Annotated in this window: 22 protein-coding genes; 14 read left to right on the top strand and 8 right to left on the bottom strand. The window is 68.8% G+C overall.

Annotated elements, in window-relative coordinates; translation table 11 throughout:
* Positions 1-2,535: 2,535 nt before the first annotated feature.
* The 3 genes from Aco03nite_RS24505 (at position 2,536) to Aco03nite_RS24495 (ending at position 3,719) form a co-directional block, all read left to right on the top strand.
* Positions 2,536-2,712 (top strand): hypothetical protein, encoded by a 177-nt coding sequence (locus Aco03nite_RS24505; RefSeq protein ID WP_203798205.1) that lies wholly within the window; start codon positions 2,536-2,538, stop codon positions 2,710-2,712.
* Between the two features lie 265 nt (positions 2,713-2,977).
* Positions 2,978-3,310: a hypothetical protein gene (locus Aco03nite_RS24500; RefSeq protein ID WP_203798203.1), complete on the top strand. Its 333-nt coding sequence runs from the start codon at positions 2,978-2,980 to the stop codon at positions 3,308-3,310.
* A gap of 52 nt (positions 3,311-3,362) precedes the next feature.
* Positions 3,363-3,719 (top strand): hypothetical protein, encoded by a 357-nt coding sequence (locus Aco03nite_RS24495; RefSeq protein ID WP_203798201.1) that lies wholly within the window; start codon positions 3,363-3,365, stop codon positions 3,717-3,719.
* Positions 3,720-4,253: 534 nt separating this feature from the next.
* Here Aco03nite_RS24495 and Aco03nite_RS24490 read toward each other — a convergent pair.
* Entirely contained in the window at positions 4,254-6,395 is a 2,142-nt protein-coding gene (locus tag Aco03nite_RS24490) for a catalase (protein WP_203798199.1), read from the bottom strand.
* Between the two features lie 22 nt (positions 6,396-6,417).
* Between Aco03nite_RS24490 and Aco03nite_RS24485 the strand changes: the two genes are divergently transcribed.
* A complete protein-coding gene (locus Aco03nite_RS24485; protein WP_203798197.1) occupies positions 6,418-7,272 on the top strand; it encodes a P1 family peptidase in 855 nt (284 codons plus the stop codon).
* Here the strand turns inward: Aco03nite_RS24485 and Aco03nite_RS24480 are convergent.
* From Aco03nite_RS24480 to Aco03nite_RS24470, 3 genes are read right to left on the bottom strand one after another with little or no spacing between them, the layout of a single operon-like run.
* Positions 7,252-7,887 carry an HAD family hydrolase gene (locus Aco03nite_RS24480; protein WP_239145389.1) on the bottom strand — a complete coding sequence of 212 codons (636 nt, stop codon included), beginning with the start codon at positions 7,885-7,887 and terminating at the stop codon, positions 7,252-7,254. The genes Aco03nite_RS24485 and Aco03nite_RS24480 overlap by 21 nt on opposite strands.
* Before the next feature lie 13 nt (positions 7,888-7,900).
* Complete coding sequence (locus tag Aco03nite_RS24475; protein WP_203798191.1) at positions 7,901-9,187, bottom strand: MATE family efflux transporter; 1,287 nt, start codon at positions 9,185-9,187, stop codon at positions 7,901-7,903.
* A gap of 5 nt (positions 9,188-9,192) precedes the next feature.
* Entirely contained in the window at positions 9,193-10,008 is an 816-nt protein-coding gene (locus tag Aco03nite_RS24470) for a MerR family transcriptional regulator (RefSeq protein WP_203798188.1), read from the bottom strand.
* 60 nt (positions 10,009-10,068) lie between these two features.
* Between Aco03nite_RS24470 and Aco03nite_RS24465 the strand changes: the two genes are divergently transcribed.
* On the top strand, positions 10,069-11,088 hold the full coding sequence (locus tag Aco03nite_RS24465; RefSeq protein ID WP_203798186.1) for a TIGR03617 family F420-dependent LLM class oxidoreductase: 1,020 nt from the start codon (positions 10,069-10,071) through the stop codon (positions 11,086-11,088).
* Here Aco03nite_RS24465 and Aco03nite_RS24460 read toward each other — a convergent pair.
* A complete protein-coding gene (locus tag Aco03nite_RS24460) occupies positions 11,037-11,411 on the bottom strand; it encodes a DUF427 domain-containing protein (protein WP_203798184.1) in 375 nt (124 codons plus the stop codon). The genes Aco03nite_RS24465 and Aco03nite_RS24460 overlap by 52 nt on opposite strands.
* Before the next feature lie 17 nt (positions 11,412-11,428).
* On the opposite strand from Aco03nite_RS24460, the gene Aco03nite_RS24455 reads away from it, so the two are divergent.
* Positions 11,429-11,890 (top strand): aminoacyl-tRNA deacylase, encoded by a 462-nt coding sequence (locus tag Aco03nite_RS24455; protein ID WP_203798182.1) that lies wholly within the window; start codon positions 11,429-11,431, stop codon positions 11,888-11,890.
* Positions 11,891-11,938: 48 nt separating this feature from the next.
* Here Aco03nite_RS24455 and Aco03nite_RS24450 read toward each other — a convergent pair whose 3' ends face one another.
* Positions 11,939-12,793, bottom strand: coding sequence for an SDR family oxidoreductase (locus Aco03nite_RS24450; protein WP_203798180.1), 855 nt, complete (start codon positions 12,791-12,793; stop codon positions 11,939-11,941).
* 92 nt (positions 12,794-12,885) lie between these two features.
* Here Aco03nite_RS24450 and Aco03nite_RS24445 point away from each other — a divergent pair, with 92 nt between their 5' ends.
* The 7 genes from Aco03nite_RS24445 to Aco03nite_RS24415 all read left to right on the top strand — a co-directional run bounded on the left by Aco03nite_RS24445 (position 12,886) and on the right by Aco03nite_RS24415 (position 19,558).
* Positions 12,886-13,254 (top strand): winged helix-turn-helix transcriptional regulator, encoded by a 369-nt coding sequence (locus Aco03nite_RS24445; protein WP_239145388.1) that lies wholly within the window; start codon positions 12,886-12,888, stop codon positions 13,252-13,254.
* 12 nt (positions 13,255-13,266) lie between these two features.
* Positions 13,267-13,617: a UBP-type zinc finger domain-containing protein gene (locus Aco03nite_RS24440; protein WP_203798176.1), complete on the top strand. Its 351-nt coding sequence runs from the start codon at positions 13,267-13,269 to the stop codon at positions 13,615-13,617.
* An 82-nt stretch (positions 13,618-13,699) separates the two neighbouring features.
* Positions 13,700-15,259: a methyl-accepting chemotaxis protein gene (locus Aco03nite_RS24435; RefSeq protein WP_203798175.1), complete on the top strand. Its 1,560-nt coding sequence runs from the start codon at positions 13,700-13,702 to the stop codon at positions 15,257-15,259.
* Positions 15,260-15,329: 70 nt separating this feature from the next.
* Positions 15,330-15,815: a nucleotidyl cyclase domain-containing protein gene (locus Aco03nite_RS24430; RefSeq protein ID WP_203798173.1), complete on the top strand. Its 486-nt coding sequence runs from the start codon at positions 15,330-15,332 to the stop codon at positions 15,813-15,815.
* The gene (locus Aco03nite_RS24425; RefSeq protein WP_239145394.1) at positions 15,808-16,899 is read left to right on the top strand and encodes a GGDEF domain-containing protein; all 1,092 of its coding nucleotides are present in this window, start codon (positions 15,808-15,810) and stop codon (positions 16,897-16,899) included. The genes Aco03nite_RS24430 and Aco03nite_RS24425 overlap by 8 nt, the downstream gene beginning before the upstream one ends.
* Before the next feature lie 112 nt (positions 16,900-17,011).
* Positions 17,012-18,067 carry a GGDEF domain-containing protein gene (locus Aco03nite_RS24420; RefSeq protein WP_203798170.1) on the top strand — a complete coding sequence of 352 codons (1,056 nt, stop codon included), beginning with the start codon at positions 17,012-17,014 and terminating at the stop codon, positions 18,065-18,067.
* Between the two features lie 138 nt (positions 18,068-18,205).
* On the top strand, positions 18,206-19,558 hold the full coding sequence (locus tag Aco03nite_RS24415) for a cellulase family glycosylhydrolase (protein ID WP_203798168.1): 1,353 nt from the start codon (positions 18,206-18,208) through the stop codon (positions 19,556-19,558).
* Between the two features lie 236 nt (positions 19,559-19,794).
* On the opposite strand, the gene Aco03nite_RS24410 is transcribed toward Aco03nite_RS24415, so the two are convergent.
* Both Aco03nite_RS24410 and Aco03nite_RS24405 read right to left on the bottom strand, forming a co-directional pair.
* Positions 19,795-20,868 carry a CaiB/BaiF CoA transferase family protein gene (locus tag Aco03nite_RS24410; RefSeq protein WP_275415891.1) on the bottom strand — a complete coding sequence of 358 codons (1,074 nt, stop codon included), beginning with the start codon at positions 20,866-20,868 and terminating at the stop codon, positions 19,795-19,797.
* Positions 20,858-22,021, bottom strand: coding sequence for an acyl-CoA dehydrogenase family protein (locus Aco03nite_RS24405; protein WP_203798166.1), 1,164 nt, complete (start codon positions 22,019-22,021; stop codon positions 20,858-20,860). The genes Aco03nite_RS24410 and Aco03nite_RS24405 overlap by 11 nt, the downstream gene beginning before the upstream one ends.
* A gap of 140 nt (positions 22,022-22,161) precedes the next feature.
* On the opposite strand from Aco03nite_RS24405, the gene Aco03nite_RS24400 reads away from it, so the two are divergent.
* Positions 22,162-22,758, top strand: a complete 597-nt coding sequence (locus Aco03nite_RS24400) for a TetR/AcrR family transcriptional regulator (RefSeq protein WP_203798164.1) — start codon at positions 22,162-22,164, stop codon at positions 22,756-22,758.
* Positions 22,759-22,896 lie beyond the last annotated feature (138 nt).

The following is a 22,896-nucleotide window of genomic DNA, read 5'->3' as shown; positions in this document are numbered from 1 at the left end:
CCCCCGCCCCCGCCCCCGCCCCGTGGCCCGTGGCCCGTGGCCCGTGGCCCACCTTGTGTTCTGCGCCCGCGCCCTGCCCGGTGCCTCTCCCCGTGCCCTGCACCTGTGAAACGTTGCCGCTGGCCCCCGCCCCCGCCGCTCCCGAAACCTTCCCGGCCTCATAGCCCGTATCTGTGCCGCGTCACAGCGGGGCGGCCCTGCCGCTCCCGAAACCTTCCTGGCCCCACAGCCCGCATCTGTGCCGTGTCGCAGCCGGGCGGCCCTGCCGTTCCCGAACTTCCCTGATCCCGCAGCCCTCGCCGCCGAAACCTTCCCGGTCCCACAGCTCCGCTCGAGATTTCTCCGGTTCCACAGCTCCCCCGAAACCTTCCCGTTCCCGCAGCCCTCGGCCCGGAACCTGCTAGCGTCACCACCCCGCCCGGAACCTCCGGTGTCGCCACCTGATCCCGGATCTCCCGTCACCGGCTGGTCCCGGACCCCCGCCGCCGCTTACTTCCGGATGTCCCGTCACCGGTTGGTCCCGGACCCCCGCCGCCGCTTACTTCCGGACCTTCCGTCGCCGCCTGCTGCCGAACCTCCCATCGCTGACGCCCCGCCCGGAACCTTCATGCGTTGTCCGTCCGGAACCTCTATGCCGCCGGCTCTTCCGGAATTTCCTGACACCGTTGGCCCTCCTGAAAGCTCCTGACACCGCCGCCCTTCCCCGAGCCTCCCGGTGCAGACGTGATACCCGGTTGCGTGACGGCACGATGCCAGGAATCTGGTTCTCCTGTCTCCAATATCCGAGCTACCACCCGCCATTTGACCCATAGCGCCATCCACTTTGTAGCCCTTTGGGTCCTTCTTGTCTTCAATGTGGAGTAAGCGTTACGGTCTTTAGTGGCAACAATTTCATTTAGGTCGAATTCTTTTTGGCCTTACTGTGGACTGTCCTCGGTGGCTGCGCTGGCAGCCGGCGCCCGATTGCCGGCAGTTCCCGATTGCCGTCAGTTCCCACTGGACGTTTGGGCCCGTTGGCCGTTGGCTCCCACTATCCGTTGGGGCCCCGTTGACCGTTAGCTACCACTGGCCGTCAGCTACCCCTGGCCGTCAGCTACCCCTGGCCGTCAGCGCCCGGAGGCCGGCGCCTCGGCCGACATGTCAGACGTGTCAGACGTGGCCGTCTCGGAAATCGGCCTCCGTCGCTTCCTGCTGCCAATTTCTCATCAAGCCCGTCTCCTACGGCCTCGGTCGCAGCCGGATTTCAACCGGCCCGGTATCCGATGGGCGTGCAGCGGCACGCATGGTCAAGCGACGACGCATGGCCGAAATCAATGTTCACGTGTGGATGCACATGTTGATTGAACTCATCAACATGTGCATCCACACGTCAACATGTCAATTCAAGTAGTCAGTCCAAGAATTTCTACAGCTGGCGGCCACCGTGCGGATGGGGAGACGTGGCGAGCGAAGCAGGCGTGGAGAGATGCGGGGCTGAAGGGGATGACGGTGCTGGCGCTTGGGAAGGCGAAGGCGGGGCCGTTGAGGCCAACGGTGCCAGTGAGTCCGGCGGGCCTCCAGCGATCGACGGGCTTGAAGTGATCGGCGAGCCCGGAGTGATCGGCGAGCCCGGAGAGATCGGTGGGCCCGGAGTGGTTTGAAGGTCTGGAGTGATTTGCGGGCCCGGAGTGGCCGGAGGAGTTGATGTGACTGGAGAGGCTGAAGTGACCAACGGGGCTGCTGGAAGCAATGGGATCAAGGCATAGGTAGGGCTCTAACGGCTAAAAGAGGGCGGCGGGCACGCAGGGAGCGGTCGGATTGAAGGTAGAGGTGGTGCCCTCGTGCCGGAACGGAACAGCGGTACTGAATAGAGCAGAGGGGTTATTGCGCAGGAGGAGGCAATTGGTACTGCTGGGCATGAATGAGGGCGGCGGGACTTGGTTGGCTTCTGAGCTTCAAGAGGACAGCAGGACTCGGCTGGCCTGTGAGCTTCAGGAGGGCAGCGAGGCCGAAAGGGGCAGCTGAGGCTGGCGTGGCCGAAGAGAATGGCTGGCCGGAGGCGGCAGATGAGGCCTGAAGGAACGGCGGGTCAGGCGGTAGCCGGAACACCGTGACGGGGCGGCGGGCCCGGTGATACCAGCGAGTCTGATGGATCTGTAGCGAGCGTCGGACCTGGCGGTGACGACGAGGCCGGCGAGGTTGGTAAGCGTGGATTGCGCGACGATCCTGATGGTAACGACGAGGGTGGATAGCCCGGGATGAGCAGCGGTGCGGTGGTCGCGACGTGGCTGGTGGGCTCGGAGTAGGCGACGGGTGCGGTGGTCGCGACGTGGCTGGTGGGCTCGGAGTGCGTGACCGGCGCAGTGATGATGAAGTGGTTGTTGAGCTCGGAATGGCTGACGGGCGCGGTAGTGGCGACGTGGCGGGTGGGCTCGTAATGGGCGGTGGGCCTAACGATGTCAGCGAGGCTGCTGGGCTGGGCGTGCGCGGTGAGTCTGGTGAGTTCGGTGGCGGCGATGAGACTGCTGAACTGGTAGAGCGCGGTGAGCCTTGCTGGTGGCAGTGAACCTGTTGGTGGCAGTGAACCTGATGGTGGCAGTGGACCTGATGGTGGCGGTGAGCCTGATGGTGGCAGTGGACCTGATGGTGGCGGTGAGCCTGATGGTGGCAGTGAATCTGGTGGTGGGAGCGGGGTTGGTGGTGGCAGTGAGCCTGGTGGGTTTTGGGTGCTAGGTGGGCTTTGGGGTGACGGTGAGTTACTGCGGGGCGGCGGGTTCCAGTGTTGCTGGAGAAGGTTGTGAGTCTGGCGGGAACGATTGGCCTTCTTGCGGGCTCCTGCCGACTTTGTGGGTCGGCGTCACTTCTCGACTTGATGCTCCTGAGTATTTAGAGTTTTGGCATGACGGGTTGGGTGACGGTTTTGCACTATGAGAATGATGGTTCGTCCCGTGGCGTGTCGCCGTTTGCTGTTTGACTGGCTGAGCGGGGTATTGACTGGATGCCGTTTGCCCTTGATGAGGTTTACGGTGACTTGGCCTGTGGCAAGGATCCGGTGACGGGTCGGTGGCGGGGCTGGTACACCTGGCATGTTGACTCTGATGCCCTGCGCCGTCTCGGTCTGCATCCTGGCCAGGAGACTTCTCAGTTGACCGGGGTGATTCCCGCGTCCTGGTGGCCGTCGCTGACGTATCGGCGGTTTCGTGCTCGGTTTGCCGCACTGGCTCCGGAGAAGCCCGTTGGCTATCGGTGGCTGACTGCCGGCGAAGCTGCTGCTGGCGCCGATGCCAACCCCGTTGACAGCGCACAAGTTGATGCGGACATGTTGACTTGACGCGGACCTGTTGACGTCAACGTGTTGACGCGGACATGTTGATTCGCTGTCTATGTTGATTCGGGCGAAAAGCCGGGTGGGGCGGGCCGAGCGGCTTGTGTGGCGGGACGGTCGGCCGTTTGAACGGGCGTACCGTACGGTGTCGCGCAACGGGATGGTGCGGGAAGGTTGCGGCTTCCGCTCGCGTCGTTTCCCGGAGGTCGTGTTGTTCGACCAGGCCCCAACCAGCCGCACCTTTGTTCAGGTTGCGGGTGTGGCCTCGCTTGTCTTCATCGGCGCGGCTGTGCTTGCTCTTAGTCTTTCTCCAGCGGGATTCTTCGGTATGGCGGTTTACGCTCTGCTTCCGGTTGCCTGGCTGACCACCTTCTCCAGCCTGGCCGGCCTTGCCTTGGCCTCCATCCGTTACTGAGCAGAACCATCGCTGAGCAGAGCCATCGCTGAGCAGAGCCATCGCTGAGCAGAGCCGACGCTATACAAGGCCGACGCTGAACAAGGCCGACGCTGAACAGAGCCGACGCTGAGGAAGCCCGCGGCGAGGAAGCTCGGTGCTCGGGCGGCGCGCGGCGAGGGGAGCCGGTGCTCGGGAACTGGCCAGCGGGCGGTCCGGGTGGCTGTGGGGCGGCCGGAAATGTGAAAAGCCGGCCCTGATGAGGGCCGGCTTTCACTGATTCAGGTTCGCTGGGGCAGTGCGGTCAGGATGCGACCGCAACACCACCTCGGCAGAGGCAGGCAGTCGCTGAGATGGACAGCTTCAGCCGGGAAGTGCGGACGCGGACCCGTCGCTGAGGCGGGATGTGCGGACACGGACCCGCCGCTGAGGCGGGATGTGCGGACACGGACCCGTCGCTGAGGCGGGGTGTGTGGTCAGGAGACCTGCCGTTGAAGCGGGACGTGTGGTCAGGAGGCCGCCGCTGAAGCGGGCGGCCTCGAGCATGGCGCGCGGTCAGGAACCCGCCGAGGAAGTGGACGGCTTCAGCAGCGGGATCCGGGACCACACCCGGTGGGTGCTCAAGGCTGTCACCAGCTCGTCGGCGTCCGGGTCCGGTAGTAGGCCCGGTGCGGTCGGGTCGATGCCTGCCTCCGTCACGGTTCGGGCGCCGCCCCCGGATACGCCGATGGGCTTGGCGTGGCGGTACGCCTCCTGCAACAGGACCGCCACCTGCTGGTCGGTGGTGGCGACCGTGACCACCACCGCGTCGAACTCGACGGACCGTGCGGTCTGGTAGGTGCGTTCCACGCCCGGGCCCCCGGTCGGCGCGATGAGACGTACGACCACGCCTTGGGCTTTGAGCTCTTGCTGAAGTGCCGAGACGTCGCTGTCCACCGACCCGATCACGCCCACCACCCGGCCGGCGACCGGCCAGGACCGGCCGTCGATCTGGGCCAGGGCCGGCGACGGCGTCACCCCGGCCGGCGGCTTGCCGGTGGGGGCGGGCAGGCCCAGACCGGCCGCGACCCGGGCGGTCAATCCGCTGTCCACGTTGGCCAGGACTCGCAGCATGCGTTCGCGGATCGGCTGCTCGTAACACTTGCTCAACTCGAACGTGAACGCCTCGACCACATGATCCTGCTCGATCGGGCTGAGGCTGGCGAAGAACAAGGCCGCCTGCGAGTAGTGGTCGTCGAACGATGCCGGATGGGCGCGCACCTTGTCACCGTCGACCGGCAGCGGCAGGTGGACGTAACCCTCGCCACCGCCGGGCACCGGGCGGGCCTCTGGTGACGTCGTTCCGGCCTGCACCGGGCCTTCCGAACCGGCCAGGCTGTTCGGCAGGTACGGGGCGATGCCCTGGTGGACGACGCTCTGGTGCATGCCGTCGCGGAGGTTGTCGTTGACGGGGGCGTGCGGGCGGTTGACCGGCAGCTGGGTGAAGTTGGGGCCGCCGAGCCGGCTCAGCTGGGTGTCCAGGTAGGAGAAGAGGCGGCCCTGCAGCAGCGGATCGTTGGTGACCTCGATGCCGGGGACGAGATTGCCCAGGTGGAAGGCGATCTGTTCGGTTTCGGCGTGGAAGTTGTCCGGGTTCCGGTTGAGCATCAGCCGGCCGATGGCCTGGACCGGCGCCAGCTCCTCCGGTACGAGTTTGGTCGGGTCGAGCAGGTCGATGCCTTCGAAGACGGGGGCGTCCGGCATCACCTGGATACCCAGCTCGTACTCGTAGAACAGCCCGGCGTCGATCGAGTCGGCCAGGTCGCGGCGGTGGAAGTCGGGGTCCATGCCGGCGGTGAGTTGTGCCTCCTCCCAGTTGAGCGAGTGCACGCCGGCGACCGGCTTCCAGTGGAACTTGACCAGTGAGGTCTTGCCCTCGCCGTTGACCAGGCGGAACGTGTGGACGCCGAACCCCTCCATGGTCCGGTACGAGCGGGGCACACCCCGGTCGGACATCGCCCAGAAGACGTGGTGGGTGGCCTCGGTGTGCAGCGACACGAAGTCCCAGAAGGTGTCGTGCGCGGTCTGCGCCTGCGGGATCTCCCGGTCCGGGTGCCATTTGGCGGCGTGGATCAGGTCCGGGAACTTGATCGCGTCCTGGATGAAGAAGACCGGCATGTTGTTGCCGACCAGGTCGAAGTTGCCTTCGTCGGTGTAGAACTTGACCGCGAAACCGCGGACGTCCCGGACGGTGTCGGCGGAGCCGCGGGAACCGAGGACGGTGGAGAACCGGGCGAAGACGTCGGTCTCCCGGTTCTTCTCGGCGAGGAAACCGGCGCTGGTCACGGACGCCGCGTTCCCGTACGCGACGAACGTCCCGTACGCCCCCGACCCCCGCGCGTGGACCACTCGTTCCGGGATCCGCTCGTGGTCGAAGTGGGTGATCTTCTCGCGTAGGTGGAAGTCCTCGAGCAGGGCCGGCCCGCGCGGCCCGGCCGTGAGGGAGTGGTCGGTGTCCGGCAGGCGCACGCCTTGGGCGCTGGTGAGCTGCTCGCCGGTCTGCAGACCCCGGGCGGGCGCCAGCGATTCCTGGACGGGGCTGGTCTCGGCGGGCTGCTTCGACGAAGGGCTGGGAACTGTCGGTTCCATGGCGATTATTCCGTTCTGTACAACTTCGGGGACAGGCCGTGGATACCCCGGCTTTCCCGGTCGGAACATCGATCGCGAGTACGTTTGCCAGATGATCACCCCACAGCTGATGTCGGCCTTCGGAGGCCACTGGACCGGGGCGGACACCGGCGTCACGGTGATCCTTCCGCCGCCGGGCACGGTCGCCTCCGGTGAGGTCCGCGGCGGCGCCCCGGCGACCCGCGACTTCGCCCTGCTCGAACCGGGCCGCCTGGTCGAACGGGTCGACGCGGTGGTGCTGTCCGGTGGTTCCGCGTTCGGCCTGGCCGCCGGTGACGGGGTGATGCGGCTGCTCGCCGAGCAGGGGAAAGGCTTCGCGACCCCGTTCGGGCCGGTCCCGATCGTCGTCGGCATGTCCGTTTTCGACGAGTCGATCGCGACGCGGCCGCCGGGCGCGGACGAGGGGCGTGCCGCGGCTCTGGCGGCCCTCACCGGACAACCCTTCCGCGTGGGTACGGTCGGAGCCGGCACCGGAGCCCGCAGCGGCAGATGGCGCCCCGTCTCGTCTCCGGGCGGTCTGGGTCACGCGTCCGGCCGGGCCGGCGCCGCCCGGGTGGAGGCGATCGCCGTGGTCAACGCCTGGGGCGACGTGATCGGCGCCGACGGCCGCCCGGTCTTCGGCGGCGCCCCGGTGACCGAACCCGCCGTCCAGTTGGGCATGCGGAACACCACGATCGCCGTGGTCCTGACCGACGCCCGGTTGAGCAAACTCGACTGCCACCTGCTGGCCCAGAGCGGCCACACCGGTTTCGCCCGGGCCCTGCACCCGGCCCACTCCCGTTACGACGGCGACGCCGTGGTCGCCCTGGCCACCGGCGAGGTCGACGACACCGACCTGGACCTGCTCCGCGCGGTCACCACCGAGGTGATGGCCGCCGCGATCAGGTCAGCGGTCACCCACGACTGACCCCACCAGGGCGAGCGCCTCGCCGGGAGTGGACAGGGTGACGTCCGCGGGTTCCGCCGGGTCGTACAGGTGGCCCCACGCGGCGGACACACTCACGCTGCCCGCGGACCGGGCGGCCCGCAGGTCGAGCGGCGAGTCCCCGACGAGGGCCAGCCGGTCCGGCCGGGTGCCGAGTCGCCGCGCGGCGAGCAGCATGCCGTCCGGGGCGGGTTTCGGCCGGCTGACCTGGTCGCCGCCGATGACGACGTCGGCGTCGATGCCGGCGGCCGCCAGCAGGATCCGGGCCGATCGGGTACTCGCCCCGGTGAAGACGGCGACCGGCCGGCCCTTCTCCCGCAGAGCGGCGAGCGTGGCCAGGACCCCCGGATAGGCGGACACCGCCACACCGTCCAGCTGCCGGTAGTACACGTCGTGCTCGTCCGGTGAGAGTTCGCGCCCGACGAGGAACGAGAGGATCACCTCGGGGGTGCCTCGCGGATAGGCGGCCACCACCTCGGCGCTGGTGATGACCGGCCCGTTCAGGGTGGCGACGGCACGCACGAAGGCGTCCGGCACCACCCGGGTGGAGTCCACCAGCGTGCCGTCCATGTCCCAGACCACGTCGTCGATCCTCATGAATGTCATCTGATCATGGATCGCTCCGGCGGGAGAGCAGGTAGCGGGCGCTGAGCCAGCACGTCAGGAAGCCGAGGGTGTTGCCGGCGGCCAGGAGCTTGGTCAGGGTCAGGGCGGTGACCGGCTGGGGGAGCAGGAAAGCGATCGCCAGCAGCGCCGCGAAGTAGACGCTGTTGAGCAGCAGCGCGGTGCGGGCGTGGCCGATCTGTTCCAGGTAGGACAGCACGGCCAGGGTGCCGCCGAAGACCACGAACGTCGGGCCGATCCACATCAGATACTCGGCGGTGACCCGCGCGACCTCCGGATCGGTGGTGAACAGACGGCTCAGCGGCTCCCGGGTCACGAAGATCAGGACACCGATCAGCGCGTACGCCGGGAGGGCGATGCGCACCGCCGCGCTCAGCCCGGCCGCCTCGATCGGCCGTCGCACCGCCCCGGGCCGCAGGTTCGCCGCGACGGCCGAACCGGAGCCGACCGCCAGCGCCACCACCATGAAGAACGTGGTGGCGCCCTGCCCCAGGTTGAACCCGGCGACGTCAATGGCGGTGGCATCGCGCAGCACCCGCAGGAACCCGAAGTTCACCGTCGACAGCAGCAGGAACGTCACCGCGACCGGCGCACCGAGGGTCCACACCGTGACCGCGGCCTCCCGCTGGAGCCAGGGGCCGGGCGGCCCGTGCCCGCGTAACAGCACCCCGAGTGTCACCGCGCCCGCGACGACAGCGGCGAGCGCCGTGGCGACGGGCACCGCGAGGACCCCGAGACCGGTGGTGGCGCCCAGCACCACCATCGTGACCATGGCCAGCACCGTGAAACCGACCGCCAGGGCCGACGACGCGGCGGTCCGCCCGATGCCCCGCAGCAGGGCGGCTCCGCCCCACGGCACCAGGCTCACGACGGTGGCCAGGCACATCGCGACGACGAACGACACCACGTCGGCCCGGACCGCGGGGGCCACCGCGAGAGCGTCCAGGATCGGGCCCGAGCCGGCTGTGAACACCCCGGCGACCAGCAGCAGCACCCCGCCGCCGAGCAGCAGGAACGTGGGCAGTGGCCGGGCCACGGCGGCCCGGCCGGAGCGGGTGGCGATCCCGGCCGACACCTGGGCGGCGACGATGACGCCCTCGGTGACGGCCAGGATCAGGAACCCGATCGGCGTGAAGATGGCCCGCACATAGAGCGCGTCACCGCCCAGCCGCCCGAGGAACGCCAGGGTGAAGACCTGCAGCAGGAGGCCGGCCAGCAGCCCCACCAGGATCGAACCGGAGAAACGGACGGCGGGCGCGACGAGAGAGGTCATCGGGGTCAGAGCTTGGTGACCGGCACCTGGAGCTCGGTGACCCAGTCGTCCCGGTTCTCCGGGCACCCGAGGGTGATCTCGCGGGCGTAACCGTCGGCGCGATACCCGTTCGCGTCGATCCACCGGGCCAGGGTCTGGGCGGTGGGGACCACCGCGTCCATCGACCCGTGGTGCAGGATCGTGGCGGCTTGCGGGATCGGGGCGAGATCGCGGACCGCGAAATCGGCGGTGGCCGGACCCCCGGCGACCTGGATCCCGGCGTGCACGGTGATGCCGCCGTCCGTCGCGTCCTCGTAGTAGGCGATCCCGGGACCGGAAGGGCTGACCCCGGCCGCGTCCATCCGCTGGAAGAGCTGCTCGTAGAGCGGGTTGATCACCGGGCTGATGTCCTCCGGCTCGTAACTCGCGGCGATGGCGGTCAGCTCGGCGACCCGGACGGTGGGCACCGCTTTCAGGACGACGTCGTTGCTGGGCATGTGACCCTCACTCTCGATGGCCCGGAGCCGCGCCTCCACCTGGGTCAGCCGGGCGGCCGCCGCGGCCATCGCCGCCGCCAGCTCGGCCCGGCGCAACCGCAGCATGCCCCGCAGCTCCTCGCTGCTCAGGCTGCCGTCGACGATGTCGCGGACCTGCTGCAACGTGAAACCGAGGTCTTTCAGGGCGATGATCCGGTTGAGCCGGGCCAGCTGACCGGCGGTGTAGTGCCGGTAGCCGGTGGCGGGGTCGACGTGGGCGGGCCGTAGCAGACCGGTCGCGTCGTAGTGACGCAGCATCCGGACCGACACACGGCCGTGGCGGGCGAAGTCTCCGATGGCGAACATGATGGCTCCGACTTAACGCCCTGACACTGTGTCAGGGTCAAGTTCTGGTAGTTGTGAGTGATGTTGGTTGACTATGCCGCGCCGGTCGCGGCCTCGCCGATCGAGGCGGAAGCGGCGGCCGTGGGGGCGGAGCTGGTCGGCTACGACGGTTTCAACGCCGCCGAGACCAGGCACGACGTCTTCACCACGCTCGCCCTGGTGGCCCGGGCGACCCGGCGGATCGCGCTGCAGTCGGCGATCGCGGTGGCCTTCGCCCGCAACCCGATGACCGTGGCGGTGCTCGCCAACGACCTGCGGCTGGTCTCCGAGGGCAGGTTCCGGCTGGGGCTGGGTTCGCAGGTCAAGCCGCACATCGAGCGGCGGTTCGCGATGCCGTGGAGCCGTCCGGCGGCCCGGATGGAGGAGTTCGTCACCGCGATGCGGGCGATCTGGCACGCCTGGGCGACCGGCGGGCGGCTGATGTTCCGCGGCAAGTTCTACCAGCACACGCTGATGACCGAGTTCTTCGATCCGGGACCGAATCCGTTCGGCAATCCGCCGGTGCAGCTGGCCGCGGTCGGCGAGCTGATGGTGGCCGCCGCCGGACGGGTCGCCGACGGGCTGCTGGTCCACCCGCTGACCAGCGAGACCTATCTCAAGGACAGAATTCTTCCGGCGGTACGGGCGGCGCGCGGCGGTGACCTGGACGGATTCCGGATCGAGATGAGTCCGATGGTGGTGCTCGGCGCCGACGAGGCGGCCCGGGCGCGTGCCGAGCGGGCGGTGCGCGGGCAGATCGCCTTCTACGCGTCGACTCCCGCTTACCGTCCGGTCCTGGAGCTGCACGGATGGGGCGAGCTGGCGGACCGGCTGAACCGGCTGTCCCGGCGCGGATCGTGGGACGAGATGGCCGGCGCGATCCCGGACGACGTGCTGGACGCCTTCGCGGTGGCGGGTGACCCGGCGACCGTGGCCGCCGGGCTGCGTGACCGATTCGGATCCGCGATCGACCGGATCTCGCTCTACACGCCCTACGACACCGACCGCTATCAGCTGGCGGCGGTGCGCTCGGCGATCACCACGTCGACCTTGTCCGGGTAGAAGGCGACAAAACCCTTGATCTCGGCGACCGCCTCGAACGGGTCCTCGTAGCCCCACACGGCATCCGCCGCGTCCGGCAGCGACCAGTAGCTGGCGTCGCCCTTGTAGGGGCAGTAGGTCTGTTTATCGGTCTTGACGAGCGCCGCCGGGTCGACGTCGGCGAGCGGGACGTACTGCACCCCGGGGTAGGTCGCCTCCTGCAGCGTGAGCGCGTTCGGCGTGTCGGCGATCACCTTCCCGGCGTGGGTGATCGTCACCCTTCCACCGGTCGGGGTGATCGTGATCGGATGTTCCGGGCCTGGTTGCAGACGAGGCTTGGCCATAACAGAGGAGCCTAACCATGTCGAGCGCCGTCGACGCCGTCGAAGCCACCGGGATCGAGTTCGACGTGCTCCGGTACGGCCCGGTGGCCAACGCCGCGGAGGCCGCCGCCGCCCGCGGGATGGACCTGCGTGACCTGGTCAAGACGCTGGTCGTGCGCCGGGCCGCCGACGACTACCTGTTCGTGCTGGTGCCCGGCGACCGGGCGATCTCCTGGCCGAAGCTGCGCGCCCTGCTCGGGGTGAACCGGCTGTCGATGCCGGACGCGGCGACCGCCAAACAGGCCACCGGGTACGAGCGGGGCACCATCACCCCGTTCGGTTCCCGCCGGGCCTGGCCGGTGATCGCCGACGAGACGCTGCGCGGCCGGACGGTCAGTCTCGGCGCGGGGGAGCACGGGCTGGCGCTGCGGGTCGGCGCCGACGCCGCCGTGGCGACCCTGGACGGCACCTTCGCCGACGTCACCGACCTGGTCCCGTGAACACCGACGGGGCGCGGACCAGCCGGTCCACGCCCCGTCGAGGAAACGTCAGGCCTTGACGGCGGCGGCGACCGCGTCGGACAGCGGCGTGGTCGGGCGGCCGATCAGGCGGGCCAGGGTGCCGGTCGAGTCGTCCAGGTGACCGTCCTGGATCTTGCCGTCGGTGTCGGCGAGCAGGTTCGCGAAGCCCTCCGGCAGGCCCGCGCCGACGAGCGCCTTGGCGTAGTCGGCGACCGGCAGGTCCTGGTAGGCGACCGGCGAACCGGACTGCTTCGCCACCTCGGCGGCCAGCTCGGCCAGGGTGAACGCCTGGTCGCCGGCCAGCTCGAAGACGCCGGTCTCGCCGCTGATCAGCACGGCCGCGGCGGCCTCGGCGAAGTCGGCCCGGGTGGCGGCGGCGATCCGGCCCTCGCCGGCCGCGCCGTACAGCGTGCCCTGGGCGATCGCCGGGCCGAACGAGCCGGCGTAGTTCTCGACGTACCACCCGTTGCGCAGCAGCGCGGACGGGATGCCGCTCGCCGCGATCAGCTGCTCGGTGGCCAGGTGCTCGGGCGCCAGGCCGAGCGGCGAGGTGTCGGCGCGCAGGATGCTGGTGTAGGCGAGGAAACCGACCCCGGCGGCCTTGGCGGCGTCGATCACCGCGGTGTGCTGCGGAACCCGCTGGCCGACCTCGTTGCCGGAGATCAGCAGCACCTTGGTGACACCGGCGAACGCGGCGGTCAGGGTCTCCGGGCGGTTGTAGTCGCCCTCGCGCACCTGGACACCCTGGGGGAGCACCTCGGCGGCCTTGGTGGTGTCCCGCACGACGGCGACGATCTCGCTCGCGGCGGTGCCGCGGGCGATCAGCGCGTCGACGACGAGACGGCCCAGGTGCCCGGTGGCTCCGGTGACGGCGATGCTCATGGTGGAACTCCCTTGATGAGGTGGTGACCAGAACAATGGCACTAACTTTTCGAAAGCGCAAACTTTTCGACAGCGCTGGTATTGTCGGCAGTGTGGACGACGACCTGATCCCGAGTGTGTTCGCCCGTGACTGCGCCTCTCGTGAGTTGCTGGGCACCGTCACCGGCAAATGGGGCTGGCTGGCGCTGGCCGCGCTGCACGAGGGGTCGTACAGGTTCAACGCCCTCCGCCGCCGGGTCGATGGGGTGAGCGAGAAGATGCTGGCCCAGACCCTGCAGGCGCTCGAGCGGGACGGACTGGTCCGCCGCGAGGTGCAGGCCACCATCCCACCCCGGGTGGAGTACAGCCTGACCGATTTCGGCGCCCGGACCGCCGCCAAGCTGGTCGATCTGATCGAGCTGCTGGAGGCCGAGGTGCCGACCGCGGCGGCCGCGCGGGCGGCGTACGACAGATCGCGTTGATAGGTTCTCGCAGTGACTGACGAAGCTTCGATCCGCACCGACGTCCCGCCGTCCGGCACCGGTTGTGCCGAGTGCCTCGACGCCGGCGGCTGGTGGTTCCATCTGCGCCGCTGCGCCGAGTGCGGCAATGTGGGCTGCTGTGACAGCTCGCCGTCGCAGCATGCCACCGCACACTGGAAGGCGACCGGTCATCCGGTGATCCAGTCGTTCGAGCCGGGCGAGGACTGGTTCTGGGACTTCGGCACCCAGACCGCCGGTTCCGGCCCGGAACTGGCCCCGCCGTCCGCGCATCCGGCCGAGCAGCCCGCGCCGGGCCCCGCGGGCGCGGTACCGTCCGACTGGACGCGTCACCTCAATCGCTGAGATATCCGGCATATCCCCCGTCGCCCTCAGTTGAGCGCCGACATGTCCGATGGGCCGGGTGTCGGGTGTGTGAGGGGGCGGTATGCGCGCGTTGCAGAACATCGGCACGGCCAAGCGGCTCGGGGTGATCGTCGGTTCCGGCGCGGTCGCCCTGGTCGCGCTGACCGCGATCACGCTGACCAGTCAGTCGACCCTGAGCACGCAGGCCGAAGAGGCACGCGCGATGGAGGCCTGCCTGGCCACCCTCAACCACCTCAACAACCGGCAGAGCGAACTGAAGGTGGACGCCTACCGGGCCGCCCTCGGGCAGGACGTCAGCCAGGACGTGCTCGACGACGTGCAGTCCTCGGTCGAGGCCGCCGACGCGGTCGAGTCCTGCGGGATGACCGGGCCGCTGCTCACCGAGTTCCAGGGGTACCGCGCCGACTTCGACGCCTTCAACACGTTCATCACCAAGTTCGTCAACGACGGCGTGGCGAACCCGCGGTCGGTGATCGGCGAGATCGACCAGATCCCCGAGCAGAACGACAAGACCGACGGCGAACTGGACACCCTCACCGAGAAGGTGCAGGCCTCCATCGACCAGCAGACGGCCGAGATGGACACCGCCGTCGCCGGCACCCGGATGTGGGCGATCATCGTCGCCGTGATCGGGCTGGCCCTGCTGATCGGCATGGCGATCCCGCTGGTCCGCTCGATCCTCAACCCGATCCGGCGGCTCGCCGAGGTGATCGGCGCCCTGGACCGGGGTGACCTCACCGTCCGCAGCGAGATCACCAGCACCGACGAGCTGGGCACGATGGCGGCCGGTCTGGACCGCTCGCTGGACAAACTTCGCGACTCGATGCGCACCATCGCGCACGACGCCGACAGCCTGGCGTCGGCCTCCACCGAGCTGGCCGCCGTCTCCGGTCAGATCGCCGCCGCGGCCGGCAACACCGACCAGCAGAGCAACTCGGCCTCCACCGAGGCCGAGGAGATCTCCCGCAACGTGCAGACGGTCGCCGCCGGGTCGGAGGAGATGGGCCTGTCGATCCGGGAGATCTCCCGCAACGCCGCCGAGGCCGCCCAGGTCGCCTCGGTCGCGGTGTCCGAGGCCGCCAGCGCCACCGAGACCATCCGCAAGCTCGGCGAGTCGTCCGCCGAGATCGGCAACGTGATCAAGCTGATCACCTCGATCGCCGAGCAGACCAACCTGCTCGCCCTGAACGCCACCATCGAGGCGGCCCGCGCCGGGGACGCCGGCAAGGGCTTCGCCGTGGTCGCCTCCGAGGTCAAGGACCTGGCCCAGGAGACCGCGCGGGCCACCGAGGACATCGGCAGCCGGGTCACCGCCATCCAGCAGGACACCGGCGGCGCGGTCGAGGTGATCAACCGGATCTCCGAGGTCATCGCGCAGATCAACGACTTCCAGACCACCATCGCCTCGGCCGTCGAGGAGCAGACCGCCACCACCGGCGAGATGAGCCGCAGCATCGCCGAGGTGGCCGCCGGCTCCCAGCGGATCGCCGGCAACATCAGCGACGTCTCCTCCGCGAGCGCCGCCACCGTCGGCGGGGTCAATCAGACCCTGGAGGCCAGCAACGAGGTCTCCCGCACCGCCGAGGAGCTGCGCACCCTGGTCGGCGCCTTCAAATTCTGAAAAGACCTTTTCCGCCGGTACGGGGTCAGCACACACTCAAGTGCGGTAGGCGCCTGCCGATGGAAGGCCCATGCTCAAGCACAGCCTGCCGCGCGCCCTGGTGTCCCGTGGTCTCGGGATCGTCTCCACCATGCTGGCCACGGCCGGGATCACCGCCCGGCGGGAGCCGCAGCGTCTGGTCGAGTCCGCGCCGCTCCCCGAGGTGATGCCGGTCTACGCCGGCCGCCGGATGGCCGTGCTGCTGCTGGAGCTGGACCGGGCCACCACCGGTGATCTGATCGACAACCGCCTGACCGGGGCACTGGACCGGGAGGGCCGGGCCGAGCGGCTCGGCGCCGCCCGGTTCCGGGTGCTGCTGCCGGATGCCGACGCCACCGAGGCCGCCCGGGTGCTGAACCGGATCCGGTTCACCGTCCGGCAGCCGGCCGTCGTCGGCGGCGGCACGGTCCGGATCGGGCTGGACGCCGGCGTGGCGGTCCGCCCGGCCGGGAGCGACACCCCGCTGGACGTGCTGACCACCGAGGCGGACACGGATCTGCGCCGTGCGCATGCGTGACGTGATCCGGCGGCCCACCCCGGCGCCCGCCCCGTCCTCCACCCTCTCCTCCGCTCCGTCCTCCGCGCCCGACGACGCGCTGCTCGCGCGGCGGCGCACCATCGAGACCGCGGGTCTGGTATCGCGCGGTCTCGGGATCGTCGCCACGATGCTGTCCGCGGTCGGGATCGGCGGCGGATCGGTCGCCGTCACCACCGACCACATGCGGTCGGCCTGCTGGGCCGGTGTCGCTCTGATGCTGCTGGCGAACGTGTTCTCCGCTCTCAACCGGCGCGAGCCGGACTCACCGCGGTTCCGGTGGCGCAGCGTCGCACAGGTGACGCTGGACACCGTGACGGTCGGCGGCATGGTGATCATCTCGACGCTGGAGACCGACGTCACCATCTGGCCGGTGCTGGCCGTGTCGATCGCGTTGGCCGCTCTGCGTCTCCAATTGAGCGGCGCGCTGGCGACCTTCGGCGTGGTCACGGTGGCCTACACGTACTTCGTGCCGTACGACCAGGACTGGTTCTTCGTGGTCGGGGTCAATCTGCTGATCGCGGTGATCGCCGGCGCACAGTCGTCGTCGCTGGACCGGCACCTCACCGAACTCGACCGGACCCGCCGGAAGCTGCAGCACCAGGCCACCCACGACTCGATGACCGGACTGCCGAACCGGGCCCGGCTGGCCGTCTACGCCGACGGGTGCGCCGACCGCCCGCTGGCCGTGATCCTGCTGGACCTGAACGGGTTCAAGCAGGTCAACGATGTCTACGGGCACGCGGCCGGCGACATGCTGCTGCACACGATCGCCGGCCGGCTGACCGGGGTGCTCGACCGCGAGGGGCTGGCCGGGCGGCTCGGTGGCGACGAATTCATGGTGCTGCTGCCGGACGCCGACGATGCCGTGGTGGCCCGCACGGTGACCCGGATCCGGGACGCGGTCCGGCAACCCGTCGGCATCGGCGACGGCCGCACCGTCCGGGTCGGGGCCAGTGTCGGCGTCGCGCTGCGGGCGGCCGGCGCCGACGCCGGGCTGGACGCGCTGACCGCCGAGGCGGACGCCGGGATGTATCAGGAGAAGCGTGCCCGGGCATCGGCCTGAGTTCCGTCCCGGGCGCCGGTGCCGGTTCCGTCCCGGGCGCCGGTCCGACCACCGGCCCGGGCGCCGGCCCGAGTTCCTCAACCCGGGCCGTCCCGGTGCCGATCAGAAGCCCGTGCGCAACGGAACCGGCCCGCTGACCGCGCCGCCGGTGGACGAATCGCTGCGGGCGCGGCGGCGGGCGATGGAGACGGCCGGCGGAGTGTCACGATCCGTCGGGTTCATCCTGATCACCCTCTACATGACCGGGGTGACCGGCCTCGGGCCGGCTCAGCTCAGCGACGCCATGCTGGCCGCGTCCTGGCTGTCGCTCGCCCTGATCGCCGCGGCCGACGTGCTCGCCGTGCTGGCCCGGCGGCGACCGGAATCCCGCTGGTACCCGCTGCTCAGCGCGGTGCAGGTGCTGTTCGACACGATCACCATCGTCGCGTTCGTGGTGGTCTCCGAACGGGACTTCACCCAGACCACCTGGCCGCTGCTGGCGCTGGCCATCTCGATCGCCGCGATCCGGCACCAGCTGCCCGGTGCGATCCTCACCTTCCTGATCACCTCGGTGGCGTTCGTGCTGCTGGTGCCGGACTCGCCGGACCTCGCGTTCGTGGTCGGCACCAACGCGATGACCACGATCATGGCCGGGGCGCAGTCGTCCGCGTTCAGCCGTCAGTTCCGGGAACTCAACGAGACCCGGCGGGCCCTGCAGCACCAGGCCACCCACGATCCGCTCACCGGGCTGCCGAACCGGGCACGGCTGGCCGCGTACGCGCAGGAATGTGAAGGTCTGCCGTTGGTCGTGCTCCTGCTGGACCTGAACGGGTTCAAGGAGGTCAACGACACCCACGGGCACGCGGCCGGCGACGTGCTGCTGCACGAGATCGGTGCCCGGCTGGGCGTGGTGGTCGGCGGCGACGGCCTGGTCGGGCGGCTCGGCGGCGACGAGTTCCTGGTGCTGCTGCCGGGCGCCGGCGCCGAGGCGGCCGGGCCGGCCGTGGACCGGATCCGGGCCGCGATCCGGCAGCCGATCGACATCGGCGGGCACCTGGTGACCGTCGGGGTCAGCGCGGGATCGGCCCTGCGGCCGGCCGGCGCGCGCACCGGGCTGGACACGCTGACCGCGGAGGCGGACGCGGCGATGTACCGGGACAAGCGGGACCGGCGACGGCGGGCCGCCTGAGATCGATCCATTGCGATCGATCGGGGGCGGGGGTAGGTTCGGTGCACACGCCGGTGACGGCGTCGCAGGGGACTGCCCGGGGCGGGTGGAACGCGTCGCAGCACGCTGTCCACATCCCCCTTCGTCAAGAGGCAGCTCATGAAACGAAGACTGGCCACGATCGCCGCCGTCCTCATCACCCTCGTCGCCGCCGTGTTCACCGTGGTGAACCCCGCCTGGGCCGCCACCGGCCTGCGGATCAGCGGCCGCAACATCGTCGAGGCCAACGGCTCGACGTTCGTCATGCGCGGCATCAACCACATGCACACCTGGTACGCGGGACAGACCCAGTCGTTCGCCGACATGAAGGCCGCCGGGGCGAACACCGTCCGGGTGGTTCTCAGCGGTGGGCGCTGGACCGCCAACACCGCGGCGGACGTCACCAACGTGATCAACCTGTGCAAGGCCAACCGGTTGATCTGTGTGCTGGAGAACCACGACACCACGGGGTACGGCGAGGACGCCGCCGCCTACACGCTCGACCAGGCCGTCAATTACTGGATCGGGCTCAAGAGTGTTCTCGTGGGGCAGGAGAACTATGTCGTCATCAACATCGGAAACGAGCCGATCGGCAACACGAACCCCGGTCAGTGGACCGCCGCCACCGTCGCCGCCATTCAGAAGATGCGCACCAACGGGTTCGAGCACCTGCTGATGGTCGACGCCCCGAACTGGGGTCAGGACTGGCAGTACACCATGCGTGACAACGCGCAGACCGTGCTGAACGCCGACACCCGGGCCAACACCGTCCTGTCGATCCACATGTACGCGGTGTTCAACACGGCCACATCGATCCGCAACTATCTCGACGTGTTCCAGAACAACAACTGGCCGCTCGTCATCGGCGAATTCGGCTGGCAGTTCGCCTCGGGGGAGGTGGACGACACCACGCTGATGGCCGAGGCGCAGGCCCGGGGCATCGGATATCTGGGCTGGTCGTGGGCCGGCAACACCGACCCGATCCTGGACATGACGAACAACTTCAACGCGGCCTCGCTCACCACCTGGGGGCAGCGGATCGTCAACGGGCCCAACGGGCTCAAGGCCACCAGCAAGGAAGCGACGATCTTCGGCGGGGTTCAGCCCTCGTCGCCTGTTCCTTCCTCACCCTCGCCCTCTTCGCCGTCACCCTCGCCCTCCAACCCGCCGGCGGGTGGGTGCACGGCCACCTACACGGTCACCGGCAGTTGGCAGGGTGGGTTCCAAGGGGACGTCAAGGTGACCGCGGGCAGCTCTGCCATCACCAACTGGACCGTGACCTGGACGTTCGCCAACGGGCAGACCGTCAGTAACGCCTGGGGCGCCACGGTTTCCAGCAGCGGGTCCGCTGTCACCGCTCGTAACGCCGCCTGGAACGGGGCTCTGGCGGCGGGGGCCTCCACCAACTTCGGGTTCCTCGGGTCCTGGAACGGTGCCAACGCTGTTCCTGCCGTCTCCTGTTCGGCGGGTTAGATCCGGCGGCTCCGGCCGGGCGGGCGCCACCGTTTCGCCCGGCCGGAGCCGTTGCCTCTGGGAGCGCTCCCATGTCAGGATGGGTTCCGACGTCTCCCGCCCCGGGATGTCATCCCCACCCTGTTGTCCTTGTCCCTTTCGCGTTTGCGGTGGGGACGGTTCTGGGGCGGCGGTGGCCCACTCCGGGCGGTCAGGCTTGATCCCTCCGTGGGCCACCGCCGCCCCAGAACCTTTGCCTACTGCCAGGTGGTCAGGATTTCTGCCACGGTCGCGGGTCGCAGGGGTTTTGGTTCATTTGTTTTGGTACGGGTGAAGCGTGGCGCCGGAGCCGGCTGCGTCACCCCGTCCACCTCTATGAACGCTTCTCTGGCCCGGTTGTGTGGGTGAGTGGGGGCCTCTGTGGGGGACAGGACGGGGGTTACGCAGGCGTCCATGGGTTCGAAGATCGCCGCCCACTCGTCTCTGGGCCTGGATTTGAAGCGGTCTTCGAAACGTCGGCGTAGTTCTGGCCACGCTGCTGTGTCGAACTGGGCCGGCAGGGTGGGATCGTCGTCCAGGGCCAAGCCCTTCAGCAGGGCTGCGTAGAACTGGGGCTCCAGGGCCCCTACTGCCAGGAAACGGCCGTCGGACGCCTCGTAGGTGTCGTAGAACGGGGCGCCTCCGTCGAGCAGGTTCTCGCCTCGGGAGCCCGGCCATTTTCCGTCGGCTGCGAAGCCGTGCAGGAAAGTCATCAGCAGGGACGAGCCGTCGACCATTGCGGCGTCCACCACCTGGCCTCGGCCTGAGGTGGTGCGTTCCAGTAGCGCTGCCAGGACTCCTACAGCCAGGAGCATTCCGCCGCCGGCGAAGTCGCCCAGCAGGTTGATGGGGGCGTGGGGGCGTTCTCCCGGGCGGCCGATCGGCTCCAGGGCTCCGGAAATCGCGATGTAGTCGATGTCGTGGCCGGCGGCTTTTGCCAGGGGGCCCGATTGGCCCCAGCCTGTCATTCTGGCGTACACCAATCGGGGGTTGATCTTTTCGCAATCGTCGGGGCCGAAACCCAGTCGCTCGGCTACTCCCGGGCGGTAGCCCTCCACCAGGACGTCTGCTTCGGCGATCAGCGCCAGCAGTTCCTCCGGGTTCTTCTTCAGGTCCAGGGTCACCCTGCGGCGGCCTCGTTGCAGGGGACCGACCGGTCCTGTTCCGCCGGGGCGGTCCACCAGGACCACGTCGGCGCCCAGGTCGGCCAGGATCATGCAGCCGAAGGGTGCGGGGGCCAAGCCGGCCAATTCCACCACCTTTATGCCCGCCAGGGGGCCTTCAGAGGGCACGGGAGATCAGCTCCTTCATGATCTCGTTGGTGCCTCCGTAGATCTTCTGGACCCGGGCGTCGGCGTACATTTTCGAAATAGGGTATTCGGTGGTGTATCCGTAGCCGCCGAAGATCTGCAGGCAGCGGTCCACCACCTCGCACTGGCCCTCGGTCAGGTAGAGCTTGGCCATGGCTGCCGTCGTCACGTCCAGCTCGCCTCTGGCGTGTCTCTGGATGCAGTCGTCCAGGAAGATTCGGGAGACCCTTGTTCTGGTCGCCACCTCGGCCAGAACCATTCTGGTGTTCTGGTGGCCCATGAGGGGCTTGCCGAAAGCTTGTCTTTCCTTTGCGTAGGCGGTGGCCATTTCCAGTGCTCTTTGCATGGCTGCCACCGCGCCTACCGCGATCACCAGGCGTTCCTGGGGGAGCTGTTGCATCATCTGGATGAAACCGGTGCCCTCGGTGCCTAGCAGGTTCTTGGCCGGTACCCGGAAATCGTCGAAGAACAGTTCTGCCGTGTCGTTGGAGTGCAGGCCGATCTTCTCGATTTTCCGGCCTCGCCGGAAACCCTGTTCGCCGTCTTTCAGTTCGCAGACCAGCAGGGAGATTCCCTTTGCTCGTGCGGACGTGTCGGTCTTCACCGCCAGGACCAACAGGTCCGCCAGATAGCCGTTGCTGATGAACGTTTTCGAACCGGAGACGACATAGTCCTCGCCGTCCCGGATCGCCCTGGTTCTGATGGCCTGTACGTCCGAGCCGCCGTCGGGCTCGGTCATGCCGATCGCGCCGATCAGGTCGCCGCTCACCAGCCCGGGTAGCCAGCGCTGTTTCTGCTCCTCGGTGCCGTATTCGTTGAGGTAGCCGGTGACTATGCCGCTGTGTACCGGGATGCCCAGGCTGCCCTCGCCGGACAGGGTCTGCTCGTGCAGCAGGGTGGCCTCGTGGGTGAAGTCGCCGCCGCCTCCGCCGTACTCCTCGGGGATCGAGAGGCCCAGCAGGCCCAGCTCGCCGGCTCTGCGGTAGTGCTCGCGGTCGGGGTGGCCCTGGCGCTCCAGGCGCTCGGCGTGCGGGAGCACCTCCTTGGTGAAGAAGGAACGGGCCAGTTCGGCGAGGTCGTCGTGTTCCGGCTTGCGCCACGGTTCGACGTAACCGTCCAGTCCAGGCGTCGGCATTGATCCACCATCGAGCACTATTGGCGATGTGTCAACAAGGTCGGTATTAATCTGCGGCATCCATCTGTTTCCGCGCTGAACGCATCGACGTGACGCCGATCTCGGCGGGGAATGGATCGATGTGCCGTAGTGTCGGCCGGGTGAGTGTGCAGGCCGTGCGCCGGCGGCGGCTGGAACCGGACGCCCGGCGCGAACAGATCCTGTCGGTGGCGATCCGCCTGTTCGGTGCCAAACCGTACGCCGAGGTGTCGACGACCGATGTGGCGCGGGACGCCGGAGTGGCGCGAGGGTTGGTAAACCACTATTTCGGGACGAAAAAGGATTTATACCTGGAAGTCGTGCGGGTCATGTTGACGGTGCCCGATGTGGCGCTTTCGCAGCTTCCGCAGGGCGAACTGTCCGAACGTGCCTCTTCGATAGTGAACTGGTTCCTGGACGTCGTTTCCCGGCACAGCACGTCCTGGCTGGCGGCCACCGGTGCCGGCGGGATGGCCGACGCGGAAGTGCACGAAGTGATCGCCGAGGCAGTAGATCATGCTGCGTCGGGTGTGCTGCAAGCGCTCGGAAGTGACGATCCGACACCAGCGTTACGGGCGATGACCAGGGCGTACGTGGGACTGGCGATCTGGACTGCCCAGGAATGGCTTCAGCGCGGGGTTCTCACCCGGGACCAGGTCCATTCTTTGCTGACCGTCTCGCTTCTGGCGATGGTGGAACAAGTGTTCCCGCAAGCGTGAGACCATCGGACCGGACCGTCCGACACCTGGACGGTCCGGTCCGTTGTTCCACCGTGGACCGCCCGTTCCCCTCCGGAACCACGCCCCGGACCACCGCGTCCGCGACCGGTCCGCCGTGTGCCGTGTCGATGTGCCTCA

Origin of the sequence: Actinoplanes couchii, assembly GCF_016862075.1 — a bacterium.
Lineage (GTDB): Bacteria > Actinomycetota > Actinomycetes > Mycobacteriales > Micromonosporaceae > Actinoplanes > Actinoplanes couchii.
This window is presented reverse-complemented; position numbering and strand designations above follow the sequence as displayed.

Excerpts from the sequence above, each read along its gene's own strand:
- Aco03nite_RS24405 (WP_203798166.1), bottom strand. The coding sequence starts at position 22,021 with ATGCCGACGCCTGGACTGGACGGTTACGTCGAACCGTGGCGCAAGCCG.
- Aco03nite_RS24430 (WP_203798173.1), top strand. The coding sequence starts at position 15,330 with ATGCTCAAGCACAGCCTGCCGCGCGCCCTGGTGTCCCGTGGTCTCGGG.
- Aco03nite_RS24490 (WP_203798199.1), bottom strand. The coding sequence starts at position 6,395 with ATGTTCCGACCGGGAAAGCCGGGGTATCCACGGCCTGTCCCCGAAGTT.
- Aco03nite_RS24480 (WP_239145389.1), bottom strand. The coding sequence starts at position 7,887 with ATGAGGATCGACGACGTGGTCTGGGACATGGACGGCACGCTGGTGGAC.
- Aco03nite_RS24455 (WP_203798182.1), top strand. The coding sequence starts at position 11,429 with ATGTCGAGCGCCGTCGACGCCGTCGAAGCCACCGGGATCGAGTTCGAC.
- Aco03nite_RS24470 (WP_203798188.1), bottom strand. The coding sequence starts at position 10,008 with ATGTTCGCCATCGGAGACTTCGCCCGCCACGGCCGTGTGTCGGTCCGG.
- Aco03nite_RS24435 (WP_203798175.1), top strand. The coding sequence starts at position 13,700 with ATGCGCGCGTTGCAGAACATCGGCACGGCCAAGCGGCTCGGGGTGATC.
- Aco03nite_RS24485 (WP_203798197.1), top strand. The coding sequence starts at position 6,418 with ATGATCACCCCACAGCTGATGTCGGCCTTCGGAGGCCACTGGACCGGG.
- Aco03nite_RS24450 (WP_203798180.1), bottom strand. The coding sequence starts at position 12,793 with ATGAGCATCGCCGTCACCGGAGCCACCGGGCACCTGGGCCGTCTCGTC.
- Aco03nite_RS24425 (WP_239145394.1), top strand. The coding sequence starts at position 15,808 with ATGCGTGACGTGATCCGGCGGCCCACCCCGGCGCCCGCCCCGTCCTCC.
- Aco03nite_RS24460 (WP_203798184.1), bottom strand. The coding sequence starts at position 11,411 with ATGGCCAAGCCTCGTCTGCAACCAGGCCCGGAACATCCGATCACGATC.
- Aco03nite_RS24415 (WP_203798168.1), top strand. The coding sequence starts at position 18,206 with ATGAAACGAAGACTGGCCACGATCGCCGCCGTCCTCATCACCCTCGTC.
- Aco03nite_RS24465 (WP_203798186.1), top strand. The coding sequence starts at position 10,069 with ATGTTGGTTGACTATGCCGCGCCGGTCGCGGCCTCGCCGATCGAGGCG.
- Aco03nite_RS24495 (WP_203798201.1), top strand. The coding sequence starts at position 3,363 with ATGTTGATTCGGGCGAAAAGCCGGGTGGGGCGGGCCGAGCGGCTTGTG.
- Aco03nite_RS24500 (WP_203798203.1), top strand. The coding sequence starts at position 2,978 with ATGCCGTTTGCCCTTGATGAGGTTTACGGTGACTTGGCCTGTGGCAAG.
- Aco03nite_RS24475 (WP_203798191.1), bottom strand. The coding sequence starts at position 9,187 with ATGACCTCTCTCGTCGCGCCCGCCGTCCGTTTCTCCGGTTCGATCCTG.